Origin of the sequence: Streptomyces sp. NPDC088116 (assembly GCF_044741745.1) — a bacterium.
Taxonomy (GTDB): Bacteria; Actinomycetota; Actinomycetes; order Streptomycetales; family Streptomycetaceae; genus Streptomyces.
The window spans coordinates 623,806-648,196 of sequence record NZ_JBIUTF010000001.1 but is presented as its reverse complement, the minus strand read 5'-3'; the positions used below and the strand labels follow the sequence as shown (position 1 = coordinate 648,196).

The window sequence follows — 24,391 nt, the reverse complement described above, 5'->3', positions numbered from 1 at the left end:
GGCGGGCGGGCAGGCGGGGTGGCGTCGCGGGCCGCCGGTCCGGCGAGCCCGTCCGGCCGGACTCCGCGCTGCCTCCGGTCCGCGCCGTCTCCCGCCTCCGCCGGCCGGTGCGGCTCCGACACCCGGGCGGCTTCCGGGCTCGGTGCTCCGTCGGCCGATGGCCTGCGGCAGGATGGACGTCACCTGGTACGTACGCGTCATTCACGTACGTATTGAAGACAACCGCTGGAGACGCCCGGTGAGTTCCCGAGATCCGAAGGTTCGCGCAGCGCGAAACCGCTCAACCACGACCCCCTCCCGCGGCCCCGTCGTCGCGGTCACCGGCGCCGCCTCCGGCGTCGGTGACCTGCTCACCCGGCGCCTGGCGGCGTCCGAGGAGATCAAGCAGGTCATCGCCATCGACGAGCGCCGGGGGGAGGTCTCCGAGGCGCGGTGGCACATCCTCGACGTCCGTGACCCGGCCATCGCCGAGAAGCTGCGTGGCGCCGATGTCGTGGTCCATCTCGCGCTCGATCTCGACCTGGAGACCGACGCCGCCGCCCGTACCGCCTACAACGTGCGCGGCACCCAGACCGTGCTCACGGCGGCGGCCGCCGCGGGGGTCCACCGGGTCGTGCTGTGCACGTCGGCCATGGTCTACGGCGCGTTGCCCGACAACGACATCCCCCTTTCCGAGGACGCCGAGCTGCGGGCGACCGCCGAGGCCACGGGTGTCGGTGATCTGCTGGAGATCGAGCGCCTGGGCCGCCGGGCGCCGCGCGCCCACCCCGGCCTCAATGTGACGGTCGTACGGCCCGCCGTCCTGGTCGGCGGTACGGACACGGCCCTCACCCGCTACTTCGAGTCGCCCCGGCTGCTCGTCGTCGCGGGATCCCGTCCCACCTGGCAGTTCTGCCATGTCGAGGACCTGGTCAGCGCGCTGGAGTACGCCGCGCTCGAAAAGGCGGACGGAGAGTTCGCGGTCGGCTGCGACGGCTGGCTGGAGCAGGAGGAGGTCGAGGAGCTGAGCGGTATCCGCCGGATGGAACTGCCGTCCGCGGTCGCTCTGGGGGCCGCGGCCCGGCTGCACCGGATCGGTCTGACTCCCTCGCCGGCCGGGGACCTCGCGTACACGATGCATCCCTGGGTGGTCAGCGTCAGCAGGCTGCACGACGCCGGGTGGCGGCCGCGGTGGACGAACGAGGAGGTTCTCGCGGCGCTGCTGGAGGAGGTGGAGGGCCGCCACACGGTCGCGGGCCGCCGCCTCGGCCGTAAGGACGCCACCGCCGCGGGCGCGGCGGGCGCGACCGTGGCACTGCTCGGTACGGCCGCTCTGGTGCGGCGGGCCCGTAAGGCGCGGCGCCGTCTGTAGGGGGCGCCGGGGCCCTGTGCCGGTGGGCCCCCGGGAAGCGGGCGCCGTTCGGTGAGGTCGGCGCCGTACGGCACGATGGGCCCTATGGCGAGCACGCATTCCCATCCGGGCGAGCAGCCGGCGCAGGACCCGATCCGGCTGCTGGCGATCCGCGACACCCCGATCACCGTCGATGAGGTCTTCCGCGCGGTCGGGGACGACGCGGCGGGCGGCACGGCTCTCTTCGTCGGGACGGTGCGCAACCACGACGGGGGCGCGGACGTCGACGCCCTCGGCTACTCGTGCCATCCGTCCGCGGAGGCCGAGCTGCGGCGCGTGGCCGAGAAGGTGGTCGCCGGACATCCGGTGCGGGCGCTGGCCGCCGTCCACCGTGTGGGTGATCTGGCGGTCGGTGATCTGGCGGTCGTCGTCGCGGTCTCCTGCCCGCACAGGGCGGAGGCGTTCGAGGCCTGCCGGAAGCTGATCGACGACCTCAAGCACGAGGTCCCGATCTGGAAACATCAGAAGTTCTCCGACGGGACAGAAGAGTGGGTGGGGGCGTAAAGCCTCCCGAAGGCGTGGGTGCGGTCGTGGTTCCTTTCCCAAGGTTTGACTGAAACCCGGTCAGTACCCATACGGCCCGATTTGCGTAACCGCACCCCTGCCAGCAGCGTTGGTTCAGCAGATGGTTAATCTGCTGATCGGTCAGTTCGCAGACGCTCATTGAGGTCCGGAGGTCGGTATGGCCGCACTTGCTTGGCTGCTGATTCCGCTTTTCGCCGCCGTTGGCGCGGCGATATGGGGAAGTTGGGCCGCGAGAGACCGCACGACCGGTGACATAGCCGAACTCAACGGCTATGCCCGGTTCCGTGACGCGATGGAGAAGGAACATTCCGGTTCGGACGTCGCCTGACGCGGCCGCGGACCGTTCGCAGTCGCGCGGTTGATCGCACAGGTCCTGTCCGGTCTTCGCGGGCTGATCCACGAAGAATCAGTGGCTGATCGACGAAGATCGGCGGGCCGATCGACGAAGATCGACCGGACAGGACCTGTGGGCCTCGGACGGACCGGCCCCAGGGGTGGACTGACAGACCCTTCCCGTACTGTCGTTCCATGCCACGCCGCACCGCGACGATGCTCGCTTCCACCCTCGTCCTCATCGCGCTGCTCTGCGCGGGCGTGCTCATCAAAGTGCCGTATTCCGAGATGAGCCCCGGTCCGACGGTGAACACACTCGGTGACGCCGGTGGCGAGCCGGTGCTGCGGATCTCCGGTCACAAGACCTATGCGACGTCCGGCAACCTCAATATGACCACGGTCAGGGTCACCGGCGCGGACTACAACATGAATATCGTGGAAGCGGTCTACGGCTGGCTCGCTCACGACAACATCGTGGTGCCGCACGACACGTTGTATCCGGACGGCAAGACGGAAGAACAGTCCACACAGGAGAACGCCGAGGAGTTCAGCCAGTCCCAGGAGAGCGCCAAGGTCGCCGCCCTGAAGGAGCTCGGCATTCCGGTGTCCTCGCGGACCATTGTTTCCTCCGTGCTCAAGGACAGCCCCGCCGAGGGCACGCTGCACGCCGGAGACGTGATCAAGGCCGTGGACGGATCGCCGGTCAAGGCGCCGGAGGACGTCGCGAAGCTCGTCACCAAGCACAAGCCCGGCCAGGACGTCGTGTTCACCATCATCCCCGCCAAGGAGGCGAAGGCGGCGGAGAAGGCGGGCCGGAAGCCCGAGGGCACCGAGAAGACCACGATCACCACGGGGAAGTCCGACAAGGGCGACCGGGCGATCGTCGGCATCCAGGCAGGGACCGACCACACCTTCCCGTTCTCCGTGGACATCAAGCTGGCCGACGTGGGCGGTCCGAGCGCCGGGCTGATGTTCTCTCTCGGCATTGTCGACAAGCTGACACCCGGTTCGCTGACGGGCGGCAAGTTCGTCGCCGGTACGGGCACCATCGACGACGCGGGCAAGGTCGGCCCGATCGGTGGCATCCAGATGAAGCTGGTCGGCGCGCGCCAGGCGGGCGCCAGGTACTTCCTCACGCCGGACGACAACTGCGCCACGGCGGCCTCGGACGTCCCCGACGGCCTCACCCTGATCAGGGTGAAGACCATCGACGACGCCAAGAAGTCGCTGGACAGGATCCGGGCAGGGAAGACGACCGGCCTGCCGAGCTGTTCGGCAAGCTGACCGGCCGTGGACCGGACCCTCCGGCGGAGGGCCGGTCGCTATGCCTTCACGACCCGTTACGCCTCGAAGGTCGCCGCGAGGGCCTCGGCGAGCCCGGGGACCAGACCGGAGCCCGTGAGGACCTCGTTGGGCGAGTCCTTCTCGCGCAGCCGCAGCGCCGACTCCCGGGCGCCGTCACGCAGCACGGCCACCGTCATCCGTACCTCCTGACGTTCCGGGTGCGCCGCGACCCACTCGGCCAGCCCGGACTCGTCGAGACCGTCCGGTACGGATGCCTCCGCGGACGGCGGCAGCATCAGACGCTCCACCGTCATCGCGCAGCCCGCCACCGCCCCGGGCCACGCGATGGTGCCGAGGAACTCGTCCAGCGGGGTGCCGGACGGGATCTCGTCCTGTTCGACAGGGGTGAGCGGAGCGACGGACTCGCCGTCGTCGAGACCCAGCTGGGCCGCCAGCTCCGGCTCGTCGGAACGCAGCCGCGTGGTGTCGACGAGCGCGAAGAGCCGGGCCGGCTGGTCCCAGCCGAGCCCCGACGCGTACTCGTCGATTTCGAGCACCGCGCGGGTCAGCGGGCTCGCGGCCATGGGTGTGCCTGAGGGAGAAACATTGGACATGGTCAATATCCTGCCTCCTTCGGACCCCGGTGCGGGAACTAGGTAAAGCCTCAGTAAGTTGCATCAGTGGGCCCTACGATCGCGGGGCCCGCTTTTTACAGGCTGAATCACACGACCGCGAACTTCGAGGTGCGCACGTTGGCTTTCCAGATGCCGGACCGCGGCGGAGGCCCGACCGGGCCACGGATCAGAGTGGGCCGGCCGTCCCGCCGGGTCCGGACCCTGCTCATGACGTTGGGTGTGCTGGCCGTACTGGCCATGCTGTTCGTCATGTTCGCCGGGTTCTGGACCGACTGGCTCTGGTACCGCTCGGTGAGATACTCATCGGTCTTCACCACCACGCTCTGGACCAAGGTCGGGCTGTTCGCGGTCTTCGGACTGCTGATGTCGCTCGCCGTCGGTCTGAACATCTGGCTGGCGCACCGGCTCCGGCCGCCGCTGAGCGCGATGTCGATGGAGCAGCAGAACCTCGACCGGTACCGGATGGGGATCGCCCCGTTCAAGAAATGGGTGCTCCTGGCGATCACCGCGCTGGTCGGGCTGATCGCCGGCGCGTCGGCCGCCGGCCAGTGGCGCACCTGGCTGATGTGGGTGAACGGGGTGCCCTTCGGCCAGAAGGACCCCCAGTTCAAGATGGACGTGGCGTTCTACGCGTTCGATCTGCCCTGGTACCGATTCCTGCTGGCATTCGGTTTCGCGACGGTCGTGCTGTCGCTGATCGCCACCGCGCTGACCCACTATCTGTACGGAGGGCTGCGCGTCACGAGTCCGGGCGCGCGTGCGACGGGCGCGGCCACCGGCCATCTCTCGGTGCTGTTCGGCGTCTTCGTGTCGCTGAAGGCCGTGGCGTACTGGCTCGACCGGTACGGACTGGCTGTGAAGTCCAGCGACTTCAAGGCGGCGGGCAACTGGACCGGACTGCGGTACGTCGACGCCAACGCCTATCTCCCGGCCAAGACGATCCTGTTCTGCATCGCCGTCATCTGCGCCCTGCTGTTCTTCGCGACGCTCTGGCGCCGCACCTGGCAGCTGCCCGTGATCGGCTTCGGCCTGATGGTGCTCTCGGCGATCCTGATCGGCGGGCTCTACCCGGCGATCGTGCAGAAGTTCCAGGTCCAGCCGAACGAGCAGGCCAAGGAATCGCCGTACATCAAGAAGAACATCGACGCCACGCGCGCCTCGTACGGCATCGACGGCGCCAGTGTGCAGGACTACGGCGGCAAGGGTGACCCGGACCGCAAGCCCGATCAGCGCAAGGCGGCCGATTCCGCGGCCAGTTACCGCCTGGTCGACCCGAATGTGGTCTCGCCCGCGTTCCAGCAGCTCCAGCAGGAGCGGAAGTACTACCAGTTCCCCTCCACGCTGGACGTCGACCGGTACAAGGGTCCCGACGGCAAGCCGCAGGACACGGTCGTCGGTCTGCGCGAGCTGAACATCACGGGTATCCCGAAGCGCAACTGGATCAACGATCACTTCACGTACACCCACGGCTACGGAATGATCGCAGCCAAGGGCTCGAACACGGTGACGGACGAGAACGAGGGCACCATCGGCGCCCCCGATTTCACCGAGTCCGGTCTGCCGACGACCGGGCAGCTGCCCACGTACCAGCAGCGGATCTACTACGGCGAGAAGACCGAGCAGTACTCGATCGTGGGCGGCCCCCAGAAGGAGCTCGACTACGAGAAGAACGGCGAGCGGACGACGAGCTATCAGGGCAAGAGCGGCGTCGACCTCTCGAACCCGCTGAACCGCGCGGCGTACGCCGTGGCCTTCAGCGAGCCCCAGATGCTCTACTCCGGCGCCATCGGCGACGGTTCGCGGATTCTCTACAACCGCACGCCCAAGGAGCGCGTCGAGGCGGTCGCGCCCTGGCTGACCATCGACGGCGACGCCTACCCCGCCGTGGTCGACGGCCGTATCAAGTGGATCGTCGACGCGTACACGACGACGAACGGCTATCCGTACGCGTCCCGTACGACGCTCGGTGACACCACGGCCGACTCGCTGACCGACAACCAGCGCGCGGTCGTGGCGCAGCAGAACCAGGTCAACTACATCCGGAATTCGGTGAAGGCCACCGTCGACGCCTACGACGGCTCGGTCAGCCTGTACCAGTGGGACGAGAAGGATCCGGTCCTCAAGACCTGGATGAAGGCCTTCCCCGGCACGGTGAAGCCGAAGAGCGACATCAAGTCCGAGCTGATGGACCACCTGCGCTACCCGCAGGACATGTTCAAGGTGCAGCGCGAGCTTCTCACCCGCTACCACGTCACGAACCCCGCGCAGTTCTACAGCGGCAGTGACGCGTGGCAGGTGCCGGACGACCCGACCAACAAGGACAGCAACTCGGTCCCGCCGTACTACCTGAGCCTCAAGATGCCGGGCCAGGACAGTCAGAAGTTCTCGCTGACGACGACCTTCACACCCAACGGGCGCCCCAACCTGGGCGCGTTCATGGCCGTGGACGCCGACGCCACCAGCAAGGACTACGGCAAGATCAGAGTCCTGAGAGTCACGTCGACCGTGCAGGGGCCCCAGCAGGTACAGAGTGAGCTGAACGGTGTGCCCGAAGTCGCCGAGTTCGTCAGGAACCTGAGAGGCACCGACTCGGACATCGAGTACGGCAACCTGCTGACGGTGCCGCTCGACCAGGGCTTCCTGTACATCGAGCCGGTGTACGCGCGCGGTGGCAGCGCCAACTACCCGCTGCTGAAGAAGGTGGCCGTCTCCTACGGAGGCAAGCCCGTCTTCAAGGACAGCCTGCCCGAGGCGTTGAACGCGGTGTTCGGGGCGGAGGGTTCCGACTCGACGACACCGCCGGGTGACACCACGAAGCCACCCGCCACCGGCGACAGTGCCCAGGCGCTCCAACGGGCCATCTCGGACGCCCAGAAGGCGTACGAGGCCGGGGAGACGGCGCTGGGGAAGCAGGACTGGACCGCGTACGGCAAGGCCCAGAAGGACCTCCAGGACGCTCTGGAACGGGCCGCCGCGGCCGACTCCGCGTCCTCCAGCGGGGACAAATCCGGGGACAAGGCCGACGACAAGACCGGGGACAAGGCCGGCGACAACAGCGGCTGAGCAGGCATCACTCCGCGCCGTGGTACGGTTGAAACACAACGGCGCGGGGTGGAGCAGCTCGGTAGCTCGCTGGGCTCATAACCCAGAGGTCGCAGGTTCAAATCCTGTCCCCGCTACTGAAGTCGGAGGCCCGGATCTCGAAAGAGATCCGGGCCTTTGGCGTGTGTCGGTGCCAAGTGCGTTTCAGGTCGCGAGAGTTGCCCCTGAGCGTGTTTGACTTGTCTCTCTGTGGGCATGTCGACAAAACGCTGAAGTGATGTCGCGGGGGCGCGGTATACCAGCTGTACGTGGGTAGCAGGTGGTGCGACGATGGAAAATATGGGGGATAGGGCAACTCTGTTGGAGACAGGGCGGTATGTGCGGCAGTACGCAGACGACACCGTCGATGCTGCCGACGCCGCCGACACCGCCAATGACTCCGCGGACGCCGAGGACGAGGCGCGTCATCGACGCGCCGCCGATGCCGGTGACACCGCGTCGATGAGCGTGCTCGGCGCCCTGCTGCTGCGCCGTGGCGATCTCGACGCCGCCGAGCCGTATCTGCGTGCCGCGACCGCCGAGGGCGAGCGCGCCGCCGCCAACAATCTGGGTGTCCTCCTCCATCAGCGCGGCTATGTGGACGAGGCGGCGGGCTGGTGGCGTATCGCCGCCGTCGCCGGGTCCGCGGCCGCCGCCCACGCGCTGGGGCGCCACTACCGCGAGCTGGGCGACGAACCGGCCGCCGAGTACTGGCTGCGCCAGTCCGCCGAGCAGGGGCACGCCCTCGGCGCCTACGCCCTCGCCGATCTGCTGGAGCACCGTAGCGATGTCGGGGCGGAGCGCTGGCTGCGAGCCGCGGCCGAGCAGGGGCACCGTGAGGCGGCGTACCGGCTTGCCCGGACGCTGGAGCGCCGGGCCCGCGAGAGTGCCCGTATGGGCGCCGACGCGGTCTACAGCGGCGCTCCCAAGAGCGTCGGCGGTACGGGTCCGGCCACCTCGGGCGGCAGCCGTACGGGCAGCCGTCGGGTCGCGGACCCGGACACCGGCACCGGCTGGGCCAGCGGCACCGGCTGGGCGACCGACACGGGCAGGGCTGCGGACGGTGACAGGGCCGCCGCCGGTGTCACCGGCACCGCCGCTTCCTCGATCCTCAGTGAGGCGGCGCAGTGGTACCGGCAGGCCGCAGCCCGTGGCCACCGCCGGGCCGCCCTGCACCTCGGGGCGATCCTGGAGAAGCGCGGCGAGCTCAAGGAGGCCGGCCGCTGGTATCTGACCTCCGCCAAGGAGGGCGAGTCGCGGGCCGCCTGTGCCCTCGGCTTTCTGCTGCGTGACGCCGGTGACGAGGAGAGCGCCGCTGTCTGGTGGCTGCGCGCAGCGCAGGACGGCGACGGTAACGCGGCCAACGCGCTCGGCGCGCTCCACGCCGCCCGGGGTGAGCAGCAGACCGCCGAACGCTGGTACCGCGCCGCGATGGACGCGGGCGACGTCAATGGCGCGTACAACCTGGGGCTGCTCTGCGCGGCCCAGGACCGTACGGCCCAGGCCGAGCAGTGGTACCGCCGCGCCGCCTACGCCGGTCACCGCGAGGCCGCCAACGCGCTCGCCGTCCTGCTGCTCCAGGCCGACGACCCGACCGGGGCCGAGCCCTGGTTCTCCAAGGCCGCCGAGGCGGGCAGCGTGGACGCCGCGTTCAATCTCGGCATCCTCTACGCGGGTCGCGACGACGACCGTTCGGCGCTGCGCTGGTACGAGCGCGCGGCGGCGGCAGGCCACACGGAGGCGGCCCTCCAGGTCGGTATCGCCTGCCTGCGGGACGGCGACGAGCGGTCCGCCGAGCGTCATCTGCGCTGTGCCGCCGGCGGTGGCAGCGCCGAGGCGGCCTTCCGGCTGGCCACCGTGCTGGACTCGCGCCAGCCGCCGCCCGGTCCGACGGCGCTCGGGGAGCCGCACGGGGTGAAGAGCGAGTGCGAGCAGTGGTACGAGCGCGCCGCCGAGCAGGGGCACCGCCGTGCCCAGGTGCGGGTCGGCATGCTCGCCGCAGGGCGCGGGGACATCGCCGAGGCCGGGCGCTGGTACCGGGAGGCCGCCGAGGCGGGCAGCCGCAACGGCGCCTTCAACCTCGGACTGCTGCTCGCGCGTGAGGGCGGCGAGCGGGAGGCCGCCCTGTGGTGGACCCGGGCCGCGCAGGCCGGGCACGGCAGGGCCGCGCTGCGGCTGGCGCTGCTCGCGGCTCGTAGGGGCGAGCTGACCGAGGGGCAGCGCTGGTGTGCGCGCGCGGTGGAGCTGGGGCCGGCCGAGGTGGCCGAGCGCGCGGCGCGACTGCGTGAGGCGCTCCACCAGGAACTCACCGCGTGACCCGATGAGGGGGCTCGCGGTGAGGCCGGCGCCGGGGCCCGCGGTGGTGGGCTTCGCATGCGGCCTCGGTGGGCCGGCATGCGGCCTCGCGGGGCCGCGGATAGGGATTTGCGCTGGTCGACACCGTCCCGTAGTGTTCCATTCAACGGCGCGGGGTGGAGCAGCTCGGTAGCTCGCTGGGCTCATAACCCAGAGGTCGCAGGTTCAAATCCTGTCCCCGCTACTGAAGTCGGAGGCCCGGATCTCGAAAGAGATCCGGGCCTCCGGTGTTTTCGTTCCGTTCGGTACGAAGATCAGGCATGAAGAAGGGCCCCGGTGCTGTGCACCGGGGCCCTTCTTCGTCCGTCTGTGCGTCGCGTTCACGCGGATCCGCAGGTCGGGCAGGTGCCGCGGTAGGTCACTTCCACGCTGGAGATCGTGAAGCCGAAGCGCTCCCCGGCGGGCAGGTCCGACAGCGGGTCCCCGGTGGGGTGGACGTCGCGGATGGCGCCGCACTGTGCGCACACCAGGTGGTGGTGCGGGCGGTGCGCGTTCGGGTCGTAACGTTTCGCCCGGCGGTCCGTGGAGACTTCGATCACCTCACCCAGCGTGACCATCTCGCCCAAGGTGTTATAGACGGTCGCGCGGGAAATCTCCGGAAGTCTGGCGACGGCGCGCGCGTGCACCTCGTCGGCGGTCAGATGTACGTGGTCCCCGTCGAGGACCTCGGCCACGACGCGCCGCTGGGCAGTCACGCGCCAGCCGCGTCCGCGTAGTCGTTCCAATAGGTCACTCATACGAACCAGCCTAGCAGTGAGGGGACCCTTGTCCCGAATGAGTGTGACTTTGGATGTTCACTTGACTTAGACAAAGTCCATCGTAGGATCGGAACCGGCATACGCCAAGAGACAGGACTCGCAGTACATGACGCAGGAGGCGCACGTGACGCAGGGACCGCTCACCACGGAGGCCGGAGCTCCGGTCGCCGACAATCAGAACAGCGAGACGGCGGGCGTCGGTGGTCCCGTTCTGGTCCAGGGCCAGGCTCTGCTGGAGAAGCTCGCGCACTTCAACCGTGAGCGCATCCCGGAGCGCATCGTGCACGCCCGTGGCGCCGGTGCCTACGGCACCTTCACGCTGACCCGCGACGTCTCGCAGTGGACGCGTGCGAAGTTCCTCTCCGAGGTCGGCAAGCAGACCGAGACGTTCCTGCGGTTCTCCACCGTCGCCGGCAACCTCGGCTCGGCCGACGCGGTGCGCGACCCGCGCGGCTTCGCGCTGAAGTTCTACACCGAAGAGGGCAACTACGACCTCGTCGGCAACAACACCCCGGTGTTCTTCATCAAGGACGCCATCAAGTTCCCCGACTTCATCCACACCCAGAAGCGCGACCCGTACACCGGCTCGCAGGAGGCGGACAACGTCTGGGACTTCTGGGGTCTGTCGCCCGAGTCCACCCACCAGGTGACCTGGCTGTTCGGTGACCGCGGTATCCCGGCGACGCTGCGCCACATGAACGGGTACGGCTCGCACACGTTCCAGTGGAACAACGAGGCCGGCGAGGTCTTCTGGGTCAAGTACCACTTCAAGACCGACCAGGGCATCAAGAACCTGACCTCGGAAGAGGCCGCGGTGCTCGCGGGCGAGGACCCGGACTCCCACCAGCGTGACCTGCGTGAGGCCATCGAGCGGGGCGAATTCCCGTCCTGGACCGTGCAGGTGCAGATCATGCCGGCGGCCGAGGCGGCCGAGTACCGCTTCAACCCGTTCGACCTGACCAAGGTCTGGCCGCACGAGGACTACCCGCCGATCGAGATCGGCAAGCTGGAGCTCAACCGCAACCCGGAGAACATCTTCGCCGAGGTCGAGCAGTCCATCTTCTCGCCGGCGCACTTTGTGCCGGGCATCGGTCCGTCCCCGGACAAGATGCTCCAGGGCCGTCTCTTCGCGTACGGCGACGCCCACCGCTACCGCGTCGGCATCAACGCCGACCACCTGCCGGTGAACCGTCCGCACGCCACGGAGGCGCGCACCAACAGCCGTGACGGCTTCCTGTACGACGGCCGTCACAAGGGCGCCAAGAACTACGAGCCGAACAGCTTCGGCGGCCCGTTCCAGACGGACAAGCCGCTGTGGCAGTCGGCCCCGGTCGCCGGTGCCACCGGTAACCACGAGGCCCCGAGCCACTCCGAGGACAACGACTTCGTGCAGGCGGGCAACCTGTACCGCCAGATGTCCGAGGACGAGAAGGAGCGGCTGGTCGGAAACCTCGCCGGGTTCATCTCCCAGGTCTCGCGCGATGACATCGCCGAGCGCGCGGTGAACAACTTCCGCCAGGCGGACGGTGACTTCGGCAAGCGACTGGAGGCCGCGGTCCAGGCCCTTCGTGGCTGACAGCCCTCGCCGAGACGAATGGGGCCGGGTCCTTCGGGATCCGGCCCCATTCGCCGTTCGTGCCGCATGGGGGTTCGGCACGCGAGGGTGCGTGGGTGTGGGGGCGGCCGGTGCGGGAAAGCCGGGCGAGGCTCAGCCGGTCAGGACCGCGGCCTCGCGCCGGGCCGGGGCCCAGCAGCGGATGATGTCGCGTACGGAGACGATGCCGACCGGTTCGCGTTCGTTGAGCACGATCAGGTGACGGAATCCGCCGTGCGACATGGCCGCGGCGGCCTCCTCCAGCGTCCATGACGGTGCGGCGAAGACGACATCGGTCGTGGTGTGGGTGTCGGCGGTCTCGGCGTCGGGGTTCTGCCCCGCACCGAGCGAGTTCAGGATGTCGCGCTCGGTCAGTATGCCGATGCCGCAGTGGTCGGTGTCGAGGACGACGGCCGCGCCGATACGGCGGGCCGACATCAGCCGGGCGGCCTGGCGAAGCGTATGCGTGGGTCCGATGGTCAGCACCACCGAGCTCATGGCGTCACGGACAAGCATGGGGTCGAGCCACCTCCTCGGTGAACCGTCTGTCTCCCTGGGAGCACCCCGGGGGGATGAGGGAAGCCCCTGGAGAAACGATTCACAAATTCACAAGTGGGGGGACTCTCAGAGTGACACCGTTGCGCGGAGTCAACAAGGGGGCGGTAGGCGCTGAGCGTGGGGCGTGCAAAAAAACGACAAACGCCCCACGCCTGTCCCACCTCTTTCAGGGAGGTGGGCGCAGGTCTTTCCGTGAGGCGGGCGCGGGCTCGCGCGATACGGCCTAGTAGCGCTGGTTCAGGTAGCCGAGCAGCTCTTCGTGGAGCACCCCGTTCGAGGCGGCCGCGTTGCCGCTGTGCGGTCCCGGGCGTCCGTCGAGGCCGGTGAAGCTGCCGCCCGCCTCCTGTACGACGATCGCGGTCGCCGCCATGTCCCACAGTGACAGCTCGGGCTCCGCGCAGATGTCCACCGAACCCTCGGCGACCATCATGTACGGCCAGAAGTCGCCGTAGCCGCGCGTGCGCCAGCAGGCCCGGCTCAGGTCGAGGAAGCCGTCCAGCCGGCCCTGCTCCTCCCAGCCGCTCAGTGAGGAGTACGCGAACGACGCGTCCTTGATGTGTGCGACCTTCGAGACGTTCAGCCGGGTCGCGGAGGACAGGCTGCGGCCCGTGTAGGCGCCACCGCCCTTCGCGGCCCACCAGCGCCGGGACAGCGCGGGCGCGGAGACCACCCCGACGACCGGCTCGTAGCCGCCTTCGCCGGCCACCATCAGCGAGATCAGTGTCGCCCAGACCGGCACACCGCGGACGTAGTTCTTGGTGCCGTCGATGGGGTCGATGACCCAGCGGCGCGGTCCGGTGCCCTCGACGCCGTACTCCTCGCCCAGGATCGCGTCACGTGGTCGCGCCCGTTGGAGATTGCCACGGATCAGTTCCTCGGCCGCCTTGTCGGCCTCGCTCACCGGGGTCATGTCCGGTTTGGTCTCGACCTTGAGGTCCAGGGCCTTGAACCGGTCCATCGTCGCGGCGTCGGCGGCATCCGCGAGGACATGGGCAAGACGCAGATCATCGTGGTAGTCGGGCATGGTCGTCACAGTATCGATCGTCACGACGCCGGGGCCACGCGGTCCGCCCCCGGCGCGAAGCCGCCGGTGGCCTTGACAGTGCGCGACAGCGCGTCAACTCTGAGCGCAGAGCCGAACGGCCCCGGAGGCGACGATGCCTACAGCGCGTGAAGCTTTACTCAATGCCGCACTCTCGGCGCTCACCGATCTGCCCTGGTCCACGGTCAGGATGGTCGATGTGGCGTCGGCCGCCGGAGTGTCCCGGCAGACCCTCTACAACGAGTTCGGCAGCAAGGACGGTCTCGCCCGCGCGCTCGCGCGCCGCGAGGCCGATCTCTATCTGCACGGTGTGGAACGGCTGTTGGGTGAACGGGCGGATCCTGTTGACCGGCTGGTGGCCGTCGCCGAGTGGACCGTCGGCCGGGCGGCGGCGAGGCCGCTGCTGCGGGCGCTGCTCACCGGCTGCTGGGGGGAGTGGCTTCCGACGCCGCAGCCGGTACGGGCCACCGCCGCCCCGGCCGGCAGCCCGGCCCAGCGCCGGGCCGATGCCGGGCCGCCCGAGAGCGCCGAGCTGGTCGCGCTCGTACGGGACAGATCGGCCGCGGCGCTGTACCGGAGCCGTACGGAAGCGGACCGCGAAGAGGCAGACCGTAAGGAGACAGGCCGTACGGAACCCAAGGGGGCCGGCCGTACGGAAGCGGGCCGTACGGAGGTCTCGCGCGTGGACCCGGACCGTACGGGCGTGGGGCTCGACGCATCGGGCCGCGCCGACCCGGGACGTCCCGACCCCGCGCGGCCCGCTCACGGCAACGCCGAGCTGCTCCACCGCTGCGAGCTGGCCATACGGCTCGCGCTCGCCCATCTGATCGCGCCCGGCGGCGAGTCCGTGGGGCGGCTGGTCCGTACGGCCGTCACCGCGCCCCTCACCGTCCCGCCGCCCGCCGCGAACCTCAGTGCGCCGAGCCCGAGAGCTGGAGCCCGATGACCCCGATGATCACCAGGGAGATGGAGACGAGCTTGAGTACGGACACCACGTCGTCCAGGAAGACCATCCCGTAGATCGCGGTGCCCGCCGCGCCGATGCCCGTCCACACCGCATACGCGGGACCGACATCGAGCTTCTTCAGCGAGAGGGTGAGGAGGCCGAAGCTGCCGAGCGCGAAGGCCGCGAAGGCGATCGTGGGCCACAGCCGGGTGAATCCGTGGGAGAGCTTCAGACAGACGGCGAAGCCCGTCTCCAGGATCCCGGCGACCACCACCAGCAGCCACGCCATTTCAAGAGCCTCCCCGCATCAGTGACTTGCCGCGACTGCCGTGTCACGCCCGGTCTGATCCTGGTGTGATTATGCCCTTGCCGGTGCGGACGGAGCGCAAACGCGTGAGGGTCGGACCGCCCCCCAATTGCCGGTCGGTCTCAGTCACCCTCGCGTCGCTCCCGGGTGGCGAGAAGGCGACGGAGCGAGTAGAGGCGGGCCGGGTCGGCGTGGCCCTCGGCCACCCAGGCGTCGAGCGCGCAGTCCGGTTCGTCATGGCTGCACGCCCGCGGGCAGCCTTCCGTGCCGGGCACCAGGTCCGGGAAGGCCAGGATGACCCGCGACGGATCGACGTGGTGCAGCCCGAAGGAGCGGATGCCGGGGGTGTCGATCACCCAGCCCTCCGCCTTCGCCAGCGGCAGCGCGAGCGCCGAGGTGGTGGTGTGCCGGCCGCGGCCCGTGACCGCGTTGACCAGGCCGGTGATCCGTTGGCGGTCCTCCGGCACCAGGGCGTTGACCAGCGTCGTCTTGCCGACGCCCGAGTGACCGACGAAGGCGGTGACCCGGCCGTCGAGGTACTCGCGTACGAGGTCCGCCGCGTACCCGCTCTCCAACTCGTCGCGCCGGGTGACGACATAGCGGATGCCGAGGGTCCGGTAGGTCTCCAGCAGTTCGTCCGGCGGGGCCAGGTCCGACTTCGTCAGCACCAGCAGCGGTTCGAGTCCCCCGTCGAACGCGGCGACCAGACAGCGGTCGATCAGCCGGGGCCGGGGCTCCGGATCGGCGAGCGCGGTGACCACGGCCAGCTGATCGGCGTTGGCGACGACCACACGCTCGTACGGGTCGTCGTCGTCGGCCGTGCGCCGCAGGACGGAACGGCGCTTCTCGATCCGGACGATGCGCGCCAGCGTGTCCTTCTTGCCGGACAGATCGCCGACCAGGAAGACCTGGTCGCCCACCACGGCCGCCTTGCGGCCCAGCTCGCGGGCCTTCATCGCCAGGACGACACGGTCCTCGACGAGGCAGGTGATCCGGCCGCGGTCGACGGTCAGGACCATGCCCTCCGAGGCGTCCTCGTGCTTGGGCCGGATATGCGTACGCGGCCTGTTCCCCTTGGGATTGGGGCGGAAGCGGATGTCGTCCTCGTCGGGGTTCTTGCCGTAGCGCCGCATTCCGTCAGGCTCCCGCTCCCGCGAGCATGTCGGTCCACATCCGGGGGAAGTCGGGCAGGGTCTTGGCGGTCGTACCGACGTTCTCGATCTCCACGCCGTCCACGACGAGGCCGATGATCGAGCCGGCCGTGGCCATGCGGTGGTCGTCGTACGTGTGGAACACACCGCCGTGCAGCGGGCGCGGGCGGATGTGCAGACCGTCCGCGGTCTCCGTGACGTCGCCGCCCAGTTCGTTGATCTCCTTGGTGAGCGCGGCCAGCCGGTCCGTCTCGTGGAGCCGCAGGTGGGCGACGCCGCGCAGGGTGGACGGAGAGTCGGCGAGCGCGGCGACCGCCGCGATACCGGGTGTCAGCTCGCCGACCTCGCTCAGATCGACGTCGATGCCATGGATCCGGCCCGTGCCCGTGAAGGTGAGGCTGCTGCCGTCTGCCGTCACGCTGAACTCGCAGGAACCGCCCATCTCGGTGAAGATCTCGCGCAGCGCGTCACCCGGCTGGGTGGTCCGCTCGGGCCAGTCGGGGACGGTGACCCGGCCGCCGGTCACCAGCGCGGCGGCGAGGAACGGCTGGGCGTTGGAGAGATCCGGCTCCACGGTCAGATCGCGGCCGAGCAGCGCGCTGGGGGAGACCCGCCAGACGTTCGGCTCGCCGCCGGTCTCCGGCTCGTCCACCTGGGCACCGACGCCGCGCAGCATGTCGACGGTCATCCGGATGTGCGGCATGGAGGGGAGGACGGAGCCCACGTGCCGTACCTCCACCCCCTGGTTGAAGCGGGGGCCCGAGAGCAGGAGCGCGGAGACGAACTGGGAGGAGGCGGAGGCGTCGATCTTCACCGGGCCGCCCTCCAGAGCCCCACTGCCGTGCACGGTCAGCGGGAGCGCGCCGCGGTTGTCGTCGTCGATACGGGCGCCGAGGGCGCGCAGGGCGTGGATGACGCTGTGCAGCGGGCGCTCGTAGGAACGGGGATCGCCGTCGAAGCGGATGGGGCCGTCGGCGAGCGTCGCGACGGGCGGCAGGAAGCGCATCACCGTGCCGGCGTTGCCGACGTCGACGGTCGCGGGACCGTGCAGACCCGAGGGGATCACCCGCCAGGCCTCGCCGGTGGTGGTGGCGGGAATTCCGGCGGCGGCGGAACTGGAGGACACCGTCTCCTCGATGCCGACGCCCATGGCGCGCAGCGCCTCGGCCATCAGCAGGGTGTCACGGGAGCGCAGGGGGCGGCGCAGCCAGCCGGGCTCGGCGGCCAGCGCGGCGAGGACGAGACCGCGGTTGGTGACCGATTTGGATCCGGGCACGGTGACCGTCGCTTCGACGGCCCCGCTCGCGTAGGGGGCGGGCCAGAGGGCGGACTGCACGGAGCTTTCGGTCATGGCCATCACTTTAGTGGTTCTTGACGGGCCCTGATTCCGATCAAATACGCGGAAACCAGGGCGTAACGAGGGGGTGGTAGAGCGGGCGTCGGGGTGTCGGGGTACCAGGACGTACCGGCACGCCGACGGCGCGGCGTCGTCACAGACCCAGCAGCCAGCGCCCGCCGCCTATCAGTGAGCAGACCGAGACGGCGTGGAAGAGGAACAGCCAGATCATCGGCGGCACATGCGTCAGCCGGCCCAGCTGGTCCGCGTCCGAGTCGCCCGCGCCGCCGTGACGGCGCTTGGACTGGAGCTCGAACGCCGGGCGTACGCCGCCGAGCAGCAGGAACCAGACCGCGGTGTACGCGAACGCCGCCTGGACATCGGGGCCGGTCAGCCAGGAGATGAGGAGGAAGGCCGCGCCGGTGAGGATCACGGTGAGCGCGCCGTACGCGTTGCGGATCATCACCAGCATCGCGATCAGCAGGACCGTCGCCAGCCAGAGCAGCAGGGTGATGTGGTGCGCGGCGAGCAGCCAGGCGCCGCCGAGGCCGAGCAGCGGCGGGGCGGTGTACCCGGCGGCCGCGGTGAGGATCATGCCGAGCCCGGTCGGCTTGCCCCTGCTGACGGTCAGTCCCGAGGTGTCCGAGTGCAGCCGGATGCCGTCGAGGCGGCGCCCGGTGACCAGGGCTATGAGGCCGTGGCCGCCCTCGTGCGCGATGGTGATCGTATTGCGGGAGAGCCGCCAGAGCGGGTGCGGTACGACGGCTATGAGCGCGACGACGGCGGTCACGACCACGAGCCAGTCGTCGGGGGCGGGCTGGGTGCCGAAGACGCGATCCCGGAGATCGCCGATCGAGGCGGGGTCGAAGCTGGCCATGGCTCGGGCGTCTCCTGAACTGGGTGTGCGTCGGGGCAGTGCAGTGTCGCACCCGAGTGTGGTGTGCTGGTGCGGTACGTAGGAACCTTGGTGCGGTACGTAGGAAAACGTCGGCGCACCGTCATCGGTTCCGCGCGTCAACCGTCAGCGGCGCTTGTCACTCTCTCCTCGGACCGGCTCTCCCCGGACCGGGGGAGTGATCGCCGGGCCGGAAGACGGTTGCCGGGCCATGAGGAGTGGCCGCCGGGCCATAGGAGTGGTTGAGGATGTGCGGCAGGTACGCGGCGAGTCGGCGGCCCGAAGACCTCCAGGGGGTCTTCGGGATAGAGAAGTGGGAACCCGAAGAGACCCTCGCCCCCGACTGGAACGTGGCCCCGACCAAAGAGGTCTACGCGGTTCTGGACCGTCCCGTGAAGGACGCGCCGAGCCCCCGCCCGGTCCGTCAGCTGCGCAAACTCACCTGGGGCCTCGTACCGTCCTGGTCGAAAACGCCCGAGGGCGGGGCGCGGATGATCAACGCGCGGGCCGAGACCGTGCACGAGAAGCCGTCGTTCCGGCGGCCCTTCCTCTCACGGCGCTGCATCCTGCCCGCCGACGGCTACTACGAGTGGGTCACGGGGTCCGACGAACGGCAGTTGGAGGAGCAGGGCAAGAAGAAGCGGTCGCGCAAGCAGCCCTACTTCGTCACTCCGGCCGACGGCTCGGTGATGGCGATGGCCGGGCTGTACGAGTTCTGGCGCGACCGGACCCTGCCGGACCAGCACCCGCGGGCCTGGTGGGTGACCTGCTCGGTGATCACCACCGAGGCGGAGGCGACACCGCTGGGCGTGGCCCCGGCCCAGGGCCCCGCGTCGCTGGCCGACATCCACCCCCGGATGCCGCTGATGCTCACTCCGGACCGCTGGGACGCCTGGCTGGACCCGGCCCGTACGGACCCCGACGAGCTGCTGGAACTGCTCGCCCCGCCACCGGGCGGGCTGATGCGGGCGTATCCGGTGACGACCGCCGTCAGCAATGTCCGTAACAACGGGCCCGAACTGCTGGAGGAGCTGGCGGCGCCGGAGGAGAGCACGCTCTTCTGAACGGATGGAGCGCACTTTGCCGACGGCGGTCCGCGGCGACGGCCCCGCCGGTCGCACGGCAGGATGGCGGTGTGACCGGTAACACGAGCAGCGGGACAGGCAGGAACGGGGCGGGCAAGGTGGCCGACAAGCCCAGGCAGCAGACCGTCGGGACACCCGCCGGAGATGCCCGGATCACCTGGCACTCCGCGCGGCGGCCCCGGTTCGTCCTCGCTCTCGGCCATGGCGCCGGCGGCGGGATCGAGGCGCGTGACCTTCGGGCACTCGCCGTGGCGCTGCCTCCGCTCGGGGTGACCGTGGCCCTGGTCGAGCAGCCCTGGCGGGTGGCCGGCAAGAAGATGGCGCCCGCGCCCAAGACGCTCGACACCGGCTGGCGGGCGCTGTGGCCCGAGCTGGAGAGGCCGGGGCCGCCGGTCGTCGCGGGCGGGCGCAGCGCCGGGGCGCGCGTGGCCTGCCGCACGGCGCGCGAGCTGGGCGCACACGCCGTACTCGCCCTGAGTTTCCCGCTGCACCCGCCGGGCAGGCCGGAGAAGTCCCGGGCCGCCGAGCTGCTGGAATCCGGGGTCCCGACCCTGGTCGTCCAGGGCGGGAACGACCCGTTCGGCAAACCGGCCGAGTATCCCGGGGGCGCGTACGAACTCCTTGAGGTGCCGTACGGCGATCACAGTTTCGCCGTACCGAAGAGGGCGCCCCTCACACAGGACGAGGCCCTGGAAATCATCACCGGAGGCGTGGCGGCCTGGCTCGACGCGGCGGGGCGTGTTTAGGCCTGCCCGGCGGGAATGCCGACGGCCGGATCGCTGTTGTGAGGGGCATCGGTAGACAGCGCACGAGAGGGAGTCCGTCGTATGGGTTCGACCATCTGCCCGCGCCGCTCAGAGGGTACTGACCTGGAGTGGACGGTGCTTTCCGCGGGTAAGACCACTTCCGCTCGGGCGGCCGGCGGTACGGACCGACAGGCCGCGTCGGCGCAAGGTCGACTATTCTCCGACTCACGTGGGTCCGGTTTCGGCCCCACCACAGCGTTGGAGGAGGTGGGTCCGGTCACAGGGACCGACGGAGCGACCGACGACGGCCACATCGAAGAGACGACCGCCGAGCGCAACGCCCGTTTCGAGCGGGACGCTCTGGGCTATCTCGACCAGATGTACTCGGCCGCGCTGCGCATGACGCGCAATCCGGCCGACGCCGAGGACCTCGTGCAGGAGACCTATGCCAAGGCGTACGCCTCCTTCCACCAGTTCCGCGAAGGTACCAACCTCAAGGCGTGGATGTACCGCATCCTCACCAACACCTTCATCAACTCCTACCGCAAGAAGCAGCGCGAACCGCAGCGCAGTGCCGCCGAGGAGATCGAGGACTGGCAGCTGGCGCGGGCCGAGTCGCACATGTCGACCGGGCTGCGGTCCGCGGAGTCGCAGGCGCTCGACCACCTCCCCGACTCGGATGTGAAGGAAGCGCTCCAGGCGATTCCTGAGGAATTCCGTATCGCCGTGTATCTGGCGGATGTTGAGGGGTTTGCGTACAAGGAGATCGCGGACATCATGGGAACCCCCATCGGTACGGTGATGTCGCGACTGCACCGGGGCCGCCGTCAGTTGCGCGGCATGCTGGAGGACTACGCCCGTGACCGCGGGCTGGCCCCCGCGGGTGCGGGAGAGTCGTCGAACGATCGGAAAGGCTCGGGCTCATGAGCTGCGGAGAGCCGCATGAGATGGATTGCGCCGAGGTTCTCGATCATCTCTACGAGTTCCTCGACCGCGAGATGCCTGACAGTGACTGCACCAAGTTCGAGGTGCACTTCGAGGAGTGCTCACCGTGCCTGGAGAAGTACGGTCTTGAGCAGGCCGTGAAGAAGCTGGTCAAACGCTGCTGCGGGCACGACGACGTACCGGCCGACCTGCGGTCGAAGGTGATGGGGCGGATCGACCTGATCAGGTCGGGACAGGCCGTCCCCGATCACGATGTGTCGACGGCGGCGGGTGCGGATCTGCCGGGTGCCGCCAAGGAGTGACGTAAGCAGAGATGTGACGAGGGCGTCCCGCGCACGGCGCGGCACGCCCTCAGGTATGTGCGGGGTGCGGGCGCGCCCGCGCTGAACGCGCCTCCCTCGGTCCCGCCCGCGCTGAACGCGCCTGCCCCGGTCCCGCCCGCGCGTAAGTTCGCGCCCTTGTCAGTCGCGCTCCGCTTATAGCACTGCATGTCACCCGAAGGTGCTAATCAGGGGTATCCGCCCGTTCCTGGCCGCTCAACTCGCTAGCCTGACCGTCTGTTTGGGCCGGGCGAGGAAGGGCGAGGACGCGTGAGAGCCATTCCGGGTGCGGCGCGCGCGTATGTCCTGGGCACCTCGCTGTGTGCCGCCGTCTGTGTCCAGCCCGCGCTGCGCCCCGGCACCCCCTGGCGGTTGGTCGCGCTGCTCACGGTGGTGTACGCGTGCTGCGAGATGCCCGCCCACTGCCGCTTCCCGGCCCGCTCGGTGAGCGGCGCCGTACCGGTCGCAGCCGGATCGTTCCTTCCCGTCCTGCTCGCCGCAGCCCTGCTGCTGCCGCCCGCCGCCGCCGCGCTGGTCGCGGTGCCGGGCGCGCTGATCGGGAGGGTCGAGCAGCGGCCGAGGAGCACCCGGCGGATCTGGCGCGCCGCCCAGCTCACCGTCGCCACCTGGGCGGCGGCGCGGGCGCAGGAGTTCTTCGGCGGGCCCGTCGCGCTCGGCGGTGGCCGGTACGGCCTGAAGGCGCCCGACTTCCCGTACGTCCTGCTGCCGGCGGGCGCCGCCGCCCTCGTCTTCTGCCTGGTGCTGACCGTGCTGGACGGCGGCATCCTCCACACCGCCGAGCGGCTGCCGCCCCGCACCGCCTGGCGTGGGCTGCTGCCGCGCTCGCTCGCCCCGGCCGGTGCGCACGGGCTGGCCGGGCTGATGATGGCGGTGCTCTGGCGCAGTCCGTACGGGCCGCTGTCCGCGCTCTTCGTGCTGCTGCCCATGTACATCTCGTGCTGGGTCTTCGCCCAGTACCACCGCGAGCGCGCCGCCCACCAGGCCACCATCAGGGCGCTCGTGCAGGCGGTCGACATCAAGGACACGTACACCCGCGGCCACAGCGAGCGGGTCGGGCACGCCTCCGTGCTGATCGCCCGCGAGCTGGGCATGGAACAGGACCGGATCGAGGTGCTCCGCTTCGCCGGGATCCTGCACGACGTCGGCAAACTCGGTGTCCCCACCCGGGTGTTGCGCAAGGACGGGCCGCTGACGCCCGAGGAGCGGCGGGTGATCGAGCTGCATCCCGAGTACGGGCACGAGATGGTGCGCGGCATCGGCTTCCTGGGGGAGGCGCGGGCCGCGATCCTGCACCACCACGAGCGGCTGGACGGCACCGGCTATCCGTACGGTCTCGCCGGGAGCCGGATTCCCGAGTTCGCCCGGGTGGTGGCCGTGGCCGACGCCTTCGACGCGATGACCTCGACCCGTTCGTACCGTCGGGGGCGCCCGGTGCCCACCGCCGTGGCGGAGCTGGAGCGGTGCGCCGGGACGCAGTTCGACCCGGAGATGGTCCGCGCCCTGGTCCGGGCCCTGGACCGGCACGGCTGGCAGACGGCGGTCACGGCGGACGAGGACGATGCCCTGCCGCCGCACCCCGGACAGGGCCTGGCGCCGCCGGCCCCCGCGCCCGGCCCGTGCGGAAACGTCCCGCCAACGCGCGGGCCGACCGGTCCGCAGGCTCCCGGTGCGGGCCGGACGCCCACCACGGACCGCCCTGCCGACATCAAGTCCGCCGCCCGCCACGGCGGTTCGCGGTGATGGCGGCCACCGCCCTCGGGGCCGTATCCGCCAGGAGACGCCGTACGGTCTCCCACACCGTTGTCGCCGTGTACGGCGCCGCCGGACTGCTGACCGCCGCCGGGCTCTGCCGGACGCTCTGGTACGGGCTCGCCGAACCCCGTACCGCCCTGGCCTTCGGCGTGCTCATCGCCGTCGGTGAACTGGCCCGCTGGGGCGCGCTGCCCGGTGAGCGGGAGCCCGCGCCGCTCGGGGCCGCCGGAGCGCTGGCGTACGCCCTGCTCGGCGAGAACGCCGGGCAGCCGACCGGCCACGGCGTGCTCCAGACCGTCGCCGTCGTCCTCGCGGCCGGGCTCGCCGGAGCCGTACCGCACGTCGCCCGGGGACGCGGGCCCGGACTCGACCACATCGTCCGGCGGATCCTCGCCGTCGGCTTCGCCGCCGCCTGCTTCCAGCCGCTCTACGGCGTGATCCACCTGCGGGAACGGTTCGGGGAGGGCCCCGGCTACGCGGCCCTGCTCCTCCTCCTGCTGGTCCTCACCGCGCTCTGCGACGCCGTACTGGCCGCGCTGCTGCTGCGCGCCCGTACCCGCCATCCCTTCGGCCCGCTGCTCCGCGACGAGTTGCGCGCCATGCTGCACATCGGCTCCGCCGTGTGCGCCACCGGCGCGGTGATCGCGCTCGGGGTCGCCGTCGCGGGGCTGTGGGCGCTCCCGGTGTTCTGTGTGCCGCTGCTGCTGGCGCAGCTGTCCTTCCGGCGGTACGCCGCCGTACGCACGACCTACACGCAGACCATCGCCTCCCTCGCGCGGGCCACCGAGATCGCCGGATACACCCCCCACGGGCATGCCCGCAGAGTCGCTGAGCTCAGCTGCGCCGTCGGCCGCGAGCTGGGCCTCTCGGGCCGCGAACTGACCGTTCTGGAGTACGCCGCCCTGATGCACGACATCGGACAGCTGTCCCTCGTCGACCCGGTGCCCGCCGGTGCCACCGCCCGGCTGCCGGTCATGGAACAGCGGCGGATCGCACTGCTCGGCGGCGCGGTGGTCCGGCAGACGGGAGTCCCCTCGGCCGTCGCGCTGGTGGTGGAGCGGCAGGCGGATCCGTACCGGGAACAGCCGCTGTCCGCACGGATCGTCCGCGCCGTCAATGCGTACGACGACCTGGCCGGGGAATGTGCCACAGCGAGCGGCCCGCTCAGCGCGCTGGAGCGGCTGCGGCTCGGTACGGCGTACGACTACCAGCCGGAGGTGGTGGAATCCTTGGCGCGTGTCCTGTCCCGGGGTGGTCCGACCCCAGGTCGGGCGGGGTAACCCATGAGTAATGAGCGGGCGTCGCACCGGGCATGGTTGGATGCCAAGAAGA

22 protein-coding genes and 2 tRNA genes are annotated in these 24,391 nt (G+C 70.2%); 16 read left to right on the top strand and 8 right to left on the bottom strand.

Annotated features, from left to right (window positions below; translation table 11 throughout):
• Nucleotides 1–238: 238 nt before the first annotated feature.
• The 4 genes from ACIOJD_RS02845 (at nt 239) to ACIOJD_RS02830 (ending at nt 3,532) form a co-directional block, all read left to right on the top strand.
• Nucleotides 239–1,351: an SDR family oxidoreductase gene (locus ACIOJD_RS02845; protein WP_401907874.1), complete on the top strand. Its 1,113-nt coding sequence runs from the start codon at nt 239–241 to the stop codon at nt 1,349–1,351.
• A gap of 84 nt (nt 1,352–1,435) precedes the next feature.
• Nucleotides 1,436–1,894: a molybdenum cofactor biosynthesis protein MoaE gene (locus ACIOJD_RS02840; RefSeq protein WP_401907873.1), complete on the top strand. Its 459-nt coding sequence runs from the start codon at nt 1,436–1,438 to the stop codon at nt 1,892–1,894.
• 178 nt (nt 1,895–2,072) lie between these two features.
• Nucleotides 2,073–2,243 (top strand): hypothetical protein, encoded by a 171-nt coding sequence (locus ACIOJD_RS02835; protein WP_401907872.1) that lies wholly within the window; start codon nt 2,073–2,075, stop codon nt 2,241–2,243.
• Nucleotides 2,244–2,443: 200 nt separating this feature from the next.
• Nucleotides 2,444–3,532, top strand: coding sequence for a PDZ domain-containing protein (locus ACIOJD_RS02830; RefSeq protein ID WP_401907871.1), 1,089 nt, complete (start codon nt 2,444–2,446; stop codon nt 3,530–3,532).
• A gap of 56 nt (nt 3,533–3,588) precedes the next feature.
• On the opposite strand, the gene ACIOJD_RS02825 is transcribed toward ACIOJD_RS02830, so the two are convergent.
• Entirely contained in the window at nt 3,589–4,146 is a 558-nt protein-coding gene (locus ACIOJD_RS02825) for a PPA1309 family protein (RefSeq protein WP_401907870.1), read from the bottom strand.
• A gap of 150 nt (nt 4,147–4,296) precedes the next feature.
• Here ACIOJD_RS02825 and ACIOJD_RS02820 point away from each other — a divergent pair, with 150 nt between their 5' ends.
• The 4 genes from ACIOJD_RS02820 (at nt 4,297) to ACIOJD_RS02805 (ending at nt 9,787) form a co-directional block, all read left to right on the top strand.
• Nucleotides 4,297–7,230: a UPF0182 family protein gene (locus ACIOJD_RS02820; protein WP_401908912.1), complete on the top strand. Its 2,934-nt coding sequence runs from the start codon at nt 4,297–4,299 to the stop codon at nt 7,228–7,230.
• Nucleotides 7,231–7,272: 42 nt separating this feature from the next.
• Nucleotides 7,273–7,346: transfer RNA gene (locus tag ACIOJD_RS02815), tRNA-Met, on the top strand.
• Between the two features lie 202 nt (nt 7,347–7,548).
• Nucleotides 7,549–9,564 (top strand): tetratricopeptide repeat protein, encoded by a 2,016-nt coding sequence (locus ACIOJD_RS02810; protein ID WP_401907869.1) that lies wholly within the window; start codon nt 7,549–7,551, stop codon nt 9,562–9,564.
• A 149-nt stretch (nt 9,565–9,713) separates the two neighbouring features.
• Nucleotides 9,714–9,787: transfer RNA gene (locus ACIOJD_RS02805), tRNA-Met, on the top strand.
• A gap of 136 nt (nt 9,788–9,923) precedes the next feature.
• On the opposite strand, the gene ACIOJD_RS02800 is transcribed toward ACIOJD_RS02805, so the two are convergent.
• Entirely contained in the window at nt 9,924–10,340 is a 417-nt protein-coding gene (locus tag ACIOJD_RS02800; protein ID WP_401907868.1) for a Fur family transcriptional regulator, read from the bottom strand.
• Nucleotides 10,341–10,485: 145 nt separating this feature from the next.
• On the opposite strand from ACIOJD_RS02800, the gene ACIOJD_RS02795 reads away from it, so the two are divergent.
• A complete protein-coding gene (locus ACIOJD_RS02795) occupies nt 10,486–11,937 on the top strand; it encodes a catalase (RefSeq protein WP_401907867.1) in 1,452 nt (483 codons plus the stop codon).
• 132 nt (nt 11,938–12,069) lie between these two features.
• Here the strand turns inward: ACIOJD_RS02795 and ACIOJD_RS02790 are convergent, their stop codons facing one another.
• Nucleotides 12,070–12,471 (bottom strand): cyclic nucleotide-binding/CBS domain-containing protein, encoded by a 402-nt coding sequence (locus ACIOJD_RS02790; protein ID WP_401907866.1) that lies wholly within the window; start codon nt 12,469–12,471, stop codon nt 12,070–12,072.
• Nucleotides 12,472–12,736: 265 nt separating this feature from the next.
• Nucleotides 12,737–13,537, bottom strand: coding sequence for a histidinol-phosphatase (gene hisN, locus ACIOJD_RS02785; protein WP_401907865.1), 801 nt, complete (start codon nt 13,535–13,537; stop codon nt 12,737–12,739).
• 133 nt (nt 13,538–13,670) lie between these two features.
• Here hisN and ACIOJD_RS02780 point away from each other — a divergent pair, with 133 nt between their 5' ends.
• Nucleotides 13,671–14,501, top strand: coding sequence for a TetR/AcrR family transcriptional regulator (locus tag ACIOJD_RS02780; RefSeq protein WP_401907864.1), 831 nt, complete (start codon nt 13,671–13,673; stop codon nt 14,499–14,501).
• On the opposite strand, the gene ACIOJD_RS02775 is transcribed toward ACIOJD_RS02780, so the two are convergent.
• From ACIOJD_RS02775 to ACIOJD_RS02760, 4 genes are all read right to left on the bottom strand, one after another.
• The gene (locus tag ACIOJD_RS02775) at nt 14,467–14,790 is read right to left on the bottom strand and encodes a DMT family transporter (RefSeq protein ID WP_401907863.1); all 324 of its coding nucleotides are present in this window, start codon (nt 14,788–14,790) and stop codon (nt 14,467–14,469) included. The two genes, ACIOJD_RS02780 and ACIOJD_RS02775, sit on opposite strands and share 35 nt — an antisense overlap.
• 140 nt (nt 14,791–14,930) lie before the next feature.
• On the bottom strand, nt 14,931–15,941 hold the full coding sequence (gene rsgA / locus ACIOJD_RS02770; RefSeq protein WP_401907862.1) for a ribosome small subunit-dependent GTPase A: 1,011 nt from the start codon (nt 15,939–15,941) through the stop codon (nt 14,931–14,933).
• Between the two features lie 4 nt (nt 15,942–15,945).
• Nucleotides 15,946–17,310 carry a 3-phosphoshikimate 1-carboxyvinyltransferase gene (gene aroA, locus ACIOJD_RS02765; RefSeq protein ID WP_401907861.1) on the bottom strand — a complete coding sequence of 455 codons (1,365 nt, stop codon included), beginning with the start codon at nt 17,308–17,310 and terminating at the stop codon, nt 15,946–15,948.
• 139 nt (nt 17,311–17,449) lie between these two features.
• A complete protein-coding gene (locus ACIOJD_RS02760; protein ID WP_401907860.1) occupies nt 17,450–18,172 on the bottom strand; it encodes a M50 family metallopeptidase in 723 nt (240 codons plus the stop codon).
• Nucleotides 18,173–18,438: 266 nt separating this feature from the next.
• Here ACIOJD_RS02760 and ACIOJD_RS02755 point away from each other — a divergent pair, with 266 nt between their 5' ends.
• From ACIOJD_RS02755 to ACIOJD_RS02730, 6 genes are all read left to right on the top strand, one after another.
• On the top strand, nt 18,439–19,254 hold the full coding sequence (locus ACIOJD_RS02755) for an SOS response-associated peptidase (RefSeq protein ID WP_401907859.1): 816 nt from the start codon (nt 18,439–18,441) through the stop codon (nt 19,252–19,254).
• Nucleotides 19,255–19,373: 119 nt separating this feature from the next.
• A complete protein-coding gene (locus tag ACIOJD_RS02750) occupies nt 19,374–20,021 on the top strand; it encodes an alpha/beta family hydrolase (RefSeq protein ID WP_401908909.1) in 648 nt (215 codons plus the stop codon).
• A 267-nt stretch (nt 20,022–20,288) separates the two neighbouring features.
• A complete protein-coding gene (locus ACIOJD_RS02745) occupies nt 20,289–20,948 on the top strand; it encodes a sigma-70 family RNA polymerase sigma factor (RefSeq protein ID WP_401877513.1) in 660 nt (219 codons plus the stop codon).
• Nucleotides 20,945–21,268 carry a mycothiol system anti-sigma-R factor gene (rsrA, locus tag ACIOJD_RS02740; RefSeq protein ID WP_401907858.1) on the top strand — a complete coding sequence of 108 codons (324 nt, stop codon included), beginning with the start codon at nt 20,945–20,947 and terminating at the stop codon, nt 21,266–21,268. The genes ACIOJD_RS02745 and rsrA overlap by 4 nt, the downstream gene beginning before the upstream one ends.
• A gap of 288 nt (nt 21,269–21,556) precedes the next feature.
• Nucleotides 21,557–23,047: an HD-GYP domain-containing protein gene (locus ACIOJD_RS02735; protein ID WP_401907857.1), complete on the top strand. Its 1,491-nt coding sequence runs from the start codon at nt 21,557–21,559 to the stop codon at nt 23,045–23,047.
• Nucleotides 23,047–24,339 (top strand): HD-GYP domain-containing protein, encoded by a 1,293-nt coding sequence (locus ACIOJD_RS02730; protein ID WP_401907856.1) that lies wholly within the window; start codon nt 23,047–23,049, stop codon nt 24,337–24,339. Before ACIOJD_RS02735 ends, ACIOJD_RS02730 begins: the two co-directional genes overlap by 1 nt.
• Nucleotides 24,340–24,391: the final 52 nt, after the last annotated feature.

Bases quoted from the DNA above. Each gene is read 5' to 3' on its own strand.
- ACIOJD_RS02760 (WP_401907860.1), bottom strand. From the start codon at position 18,172: ATGGCCAGCTTCGACCCCGCCTCGATCGGCGATCTCCGGGATCGCGTC.
- ACIOJD_RS02825 (WP_401907870.1), bottom strand. From the start codon at position 4,146: ATGTCCAATGTTTCTCCCTCAGGCACACCCATGGCCGCGAGCCCGCTG.
- ACIOJD_RS02840 (WP_401907873.1), top strand. From the start codon at position 1,436: ATGGCGAGCACGCATTCCCATCCGGGCGAGCAGCCGGCGCAGGACCCG.
- ACIOJD_RS02830 (WP_401907871.1), top strand. From the start codon at position 2,444: ATGCCACGCCGCACCGCGACGATGCTCGCTTCCACCCTCGTCCTCATC.
- rsrA (WP_401907858.1), top strand. From the start codon at position 20,945: ATGAGCTGCGGAGAGCCGCATGAGATGGATTGCGCCGAGGTTCTCGAT.
- ACIOJD_RS02775 (WP_401907863.1), bottom strand. From the start codon at position 14,790: ATGGCGTGGCTGCTGGTGGTGGTCGCCGGGATCCTGGAGACGGGCTTC.
- hisN (WP_401907865.1), bottom strand. From the start codon at position 13,537: ATGCCCGACTACCACGATGATCTGCGTCTTGCCCATGTCCTCGCGGAT.
- ACIOJD_RS02800 (WP_401907868.1), bottom strand. From the start codon at position 10,340: ATGAGTGACCTATTGGAACGACTACGCGGACGCGGCTGGCGCGTGACT.
- ACIOJD_RS02780 (WP_401907864.1), top strand. From the start codon at position 13,671: ATGCCTACAGCGCGTGAAGCTTTACTCAATGCCGCACTCTCGGCGCTC.
- ACIOJD_RS02820 (WP_401908912.1), top strand. From the start codon at position 4,297: ATGCCGGACCGCGGCGGAGGCCCGACCGGGCCACGGATCAGAGTGGGC.
- aroA (WP_401907861.1), bottom strand. From the start codon at position 17,310: ATGACCGAAAGCTCCGTGCAGTCCGCCCTCTGGCCCGCCCCCTACGCG.
- ACIOJD_RS02810 (WP_401907869.1), top strand. From the start codon at position 7,549: ATGGGGGATAGGGCAACTCTGTTGGAGACAGGGCGGTATGTGCGGCAG.
- ACIOJD_RS02730 (WP_401907856.1), top strand. From the start codon at position 23,047: ATGGCGGCCACCGCCCTCGGGGCCGTATCCGCCAGGAGACGCCGTACG.
- ACIOJD_RS02755 (WP_401907859.1), top strand. From the start codon at position 18,439: ATGTGCGGCAGGTACGCGGCGAGTCGGCGGCCCGAAGACCTCCAGGGG.
- ACIOJD_RS02835 (WP_401907872.1), top strand. From the start codon at position 2,073: ATGGCCGCACTTGCTTGGCTGCTGATTCCGCTTTTCGCCGCCGTTGGC.
- rsgA (WP_401907862.1), bottom strand. From the start codon at position 15,941: ATGCGGCGCTACGGCAAGAACCCCGACGAGGACGACATCCGCTTCCGC.
- ACIOJD_RS02790 (WP_401907866.1), bottom strand. From the start codon at position 12,471: ATGCTTGTCCGTGACGCCATGAGCTCGGTGGTGCTGACCATCGGACCC.